The sequence below is a fragment of the uncultured Aquincola sp. genome, from assembly GCF_964001545.1.
Classification (GTDB): domain Bacteria; phylum Pseudomonadota; class Gammaproteobacteria; order Burkholderiales; family Burkholderiaceae_C; genus Aquincola.
Window position 1 is genome coordinate 1 of sequence record NZ_CAXFDV010000162.1, and the last position, 2,684, is coordinate 2,684.

Here is a 2,684-nt window from a genome sequence, read left to right on the forward strand (position 1 = left end):
GACCTGGCCAGCGGCGAGATCCGCGACGTCAAGTACATCGACTACGACGTGGCCCAGCGCGGCCTGCCCGCCGAAGACCCCGAATACGACTTCACCAGCGGCATGCTGTCCAACAACGGACACGAGGTGGAATTCCGCGTGGAAGTGGACGCCGTCGGCGGCAAGTACTCCGTCACCGCCAGCGAGCTGCTGGAACTCAAGGGCCGCGCGGCCAAGCTGTTCACCGACGGCGCGCGCGCCGATGCGGCGAAGAAGGCTGCTCCGAAGCGCCGCTGACTCCTTCGGCGGGCTCACGGGCACGCCATCTGCCGCAGCCATCGCGCCTTTTCAGGAGATTGCGATGAGACTGCACAGCGTGCCCCAGCCACCCCCGCCGCCACCGCCGGACGTGCTGCCCGTCACCCCCGAGGGCGACCCGCCCAGCAGCACGCCACCGGTGCGTGAGCCCGACCTGCCCAACCAGCCGCGGCCGGACGAGACGCTGCAATAGCGCGGCCAAGGCGGGCCGGCCAGGTCAGGGCCGCGCGGCCTGTGCGGCAGGCGCTTCCGCCGCGGCCGGCGCGGCCTCTTCCGCCCGGCGCGCATAGCGCTTGGCCAGCGAGGCGCACACCATCAGCTGCAGCTGGTGGAACACCATGATGGGCAGGACGATCAGGCCCACGGCCTGGCCGGCGAACAGGATCTGCGCCATCGGCACGCCGCTGGCCAGCGTCTTCTTCGAGCCGCAGAACACGATGGCCACTTCGTCTTCGCGGCTGAAGCCGGCGCGGCGGCTGAACAGCACCAGCACGCCCATCACCACGAACAGCAGCACCGCGCTGATGCCCACCAGGATGCCCAGCGTGCCCAGGCTCACCTGCTGGTACAGGCCCTCGACCGTGGCTTCGCTGAAGGCCGAATACACCACCAGCAGGATGGAGCCCTGGTCGAACCACTTGAGCATGCCGCGGTGGCGCGCCACCCAGCCGCCGATCCAGCGCTGCGCGATCTGGCCGGCCACGAAGGGCAGCAGCAGCAGACCCACGATGCCGGCGGCCGAATGCCAGGACATCACGCCCGCCGCGCTGCTGCCGGCCGAGCTGGTGGAGGCCATCGCCGCGATCAGCAGCGGCGTGAGCGCAATGCCCACGATGTTGGAGGTGGAGGCGCTGCACATGGCCGCCGGCACGTTGCCCTTGCCGATGGAGGTGAAGGCGATGGACGACTGCACCGTGGACGGCAGCGCGCAGATGAACAGCACGCCCAGGTAGAGCGTGGGGCCGATCAGCGGCTCGAACAGCGGCCGCAGCGCCAGCCCGAGGATGGGAAACAGCACGAAGGTGGCACTGAACACCGTCAGGTGCAGCCGCCAGTGCAGCAGGCCGGCCACCACCGCCTCGCGCGAGAGCTTGGCACCGTGCAGGAAAAAGAGGCCTGCCACCGCGGCATTGGTGAGCCACTTCACCGCCTGGGCGCTGGTGCCGTGCACCGGCAGCAGGCTGGCCAGCGCCACCGTGGCCAGCAGCAGCAGCACGAAGTTGTCGGGGATGAAGGCGGGTCGGCGCATGGCGGGCATCCAGTAACTGAGGCGCCATTACAGGCCGGCGCCCGGCGTTTGTAAAATGGATTGATGGGATCGGCTCATCCATCCAGCTTATGAATGTCAGCCTGCGCCAGCTGCAGGTGCTGCTCGCCATCGCCGACGAAGGTGGCTTTGCCCGCGCGGGCGATGCCATCGGCCTGTCGCAGCCGGCGGTCAGCCAGAGCATCCGCGCGCTGGAAGCCGAGCTGGGCCTGAAGCTGCTGGACCGCACCACGCGCGAGGTGCTGCTGACCCCGGCCGGCGAAGCGCTCGTGGGCCCGCTGCGCCGCGTGATGGGCGACCTGCAGGAGCTGCTGGCCCGCACCCAGGCGCTGGGCGCCCAGGCGCGCGGCGTGGTGCGGGTGGCCAGCGCGCCCACCGTCTCGGCCGGGTTGATGCCGCGCTGCCTGTCGGTCGCGCTGCAGCGCCACCCCGACATCCAGGTGCTGCTGACCGACCAGGCCCAGCGTCTGGCGCTGGAAAGCGTGCGCAGCGGCGCGGTCGACTTCGCGGTGGTGGTGGGCGGCGAGCAGATGGACGACCTGGACCAGCAGCCGGTGTTCGAAGAAGGCTTCGTGCTGGTGTGCCCGGCGGGCCATGCGCTGGCCGCGCGCACCCGGGTGCCGCTGGCCGCGCTGGCCGGTCAGCCGCTGGTGCTGCTGGACCACACCTCGGGCAGCCGGCCGCTGATCGACGAGGCCTTGCGCGCGTTGCCTGCGGCGCGCGGCACGCCGGCGCGCGTGGTGCTGGACGTGGGCAATGCCACCACCGCTTTCCGCATGGTGGCCGAGGGGCTGGGCCTGTCCATCCTGCCGGCGCTGTCGCTGCCGCTGCCCGATGGCCAGGCGCTGCGGGCGGTGCCGCTGCACCCGCCATTGCGTCGGCGCATCGTGCTGGTGGCGCGACGCAACCGTTCGCTGTCGCCGGCCGCACAGCGCATCTGGTCGATGGTGGCCGAGCTGGCCGCCGCCATGCCGCCAGGCACGGACGCGGCGGCCGGCCGCGCTACTTCTCGGCGTATTCCTTGAGCCGGTTGTAGAGCGTCTTCAGGCTCACGCCCAGCGCGGCGGCGGTGCGTTCCTTGTGGTGGTCGAAGCGCTTGAGCGTGGCCAGGATCACCGCC

5 protein-coding genes are annotated in these 2,684 nt (G+C 71.1%); 3 read left to right on the forward strand and 2 right to left on the reverse strand.

From position 1 onward, the window contains the following. Positions 1–276, forward strand: a 276-nt coding sequence (locus ABNT58_RS05355; RefSeq protein ID WP_348752472.1) for a hypothetical protein, incomplete at its 5' end; no start/stop codon positions are given. Positions 277–340: 64 nt separating this feature from the next. Further along, positions 341–490, forward strand: coding sequence for a hypothetical protein (locus tag ABNT58_RS05360; RefSeq protein ID WP_250197698.1), 150 nt, complete (start codon positions 341–343; stop codon positions 488–490). Positions 491–514: 24 nt separating this feature from the next. Here ABNT58_RS05360 and ABNT58_RS05365 read toward each other — a convergent pair whose 3' ends face one another. Next, positions 515–1,546, reverse strand: a complete 1,032-nt coding sequence (locus tag ABNT58_RS05365; protein WP_348752473.1) for a bile acid:sodium symporter family protein — start codon at positions 1,544–1,546, stop codon at positions 515–517. 89 nt (positions 1,547–1,635) lie between these two features. Between ABNT58_RS05365 and ABNT58_RS05370 the strand changes: the two genes are divergently transcribed. Further along, the gene (locus ABNT58_RS05370) at positions 1,636–2,589 is read left to right on the forward strand and encodes a LysR family transcriptional regulator (protein ID WP_348752474.1); all 954 of its coding nucleotides are present in this window, start codon (positions 1,636–1,638) and stop codon (positions 2,587–2,589) included. Here ABNT58_RS05370 and ABNT58_RS05375 read toward each other — a convergent pair. After that, positions 2,567–2,684, reverse strand: a 118-nt coding sequence (locus tag ABNT58_RS05375; RefSeq protein WP_348752475.1) for a helix-turn-helix domain-containing protein, incomplete at its 5' end; no start/stop codon positions are given. The genes ABNT58_RS05370 and ABNT58_RS05375 overlap by 23 nt on opposite strands.

Excerpts from the sequence above, each read along its gene's own strand:
- ABNT58_RS05360 (WP_250197698.1), top strand. The coding sequence starts at position 341 with ATGAGACTGCACAGCGTGCCCCAGCCACCCCCGCCGCCACCGCCGGAC.
- ABNT58_RS05365 (WP_348752473.1), bottom strand. The coding sequence starts at position 1,546 with ATGCGCCGACCCGCCTTCATCCCCGACAACTTCGTGCTGCTGCTGCTG.
- ABNT58_RS05370 (WP_348752474.1), top strand. The coding sequence starts at position 1,636 with ATGAATGTCAGCCTGCGCCAGCTGCAGGTGCTGCTCGCCATCGCCGAC.